Source organism: Limimaricola sp. G21655-S1 (genome assembly GCF_027213785.1).
Classification (GTDB): Bacteria; Pseudomonadota; Alphaproteobacteria; order Rhodobacterales; family Rhodobacteraceae; genus Limimaricola.
Genome location: NZ_JAPWGO010000502.1, coordinates 1 through 236 on the forward strand (window position 1 = coordinate 1; position 236 = coordinate 236).

Annotated in this window: 1 pseudogene; it reads right to left on the reverse strand. The window is 53.4% G+C overall.

Annotated features, from left to right (window positions below):
* Window positions 1–236, reverse strand: a pseudogene (locus tag O4G76_RS21605) (type I secretion protein); the annotation flags it as partial.

Below are 236 nucleotides of genomic sequence, written 5' to 3' on the forward strand. Positions count from 1 at the left end.
CTTCAAAGGCTGCGGAAAACCACGCATCCTCATCATCCGGGTTGTTCTGTTCTGAACCGGAGGCCCGCACTGTGCCGTTTTGATTGGTCACATTCAGGGAGGTGTCATCCGATGTCCCAAAAGCACTGTATTGATCCGCAGCGAGGGTGACGGCCTCGACGTCGTATTGATAATAGTTCTGATCAAGATCGTTGAACGTCGCGGTAGAGCTGATTTCAACCGGCTCGCCAGTGGTC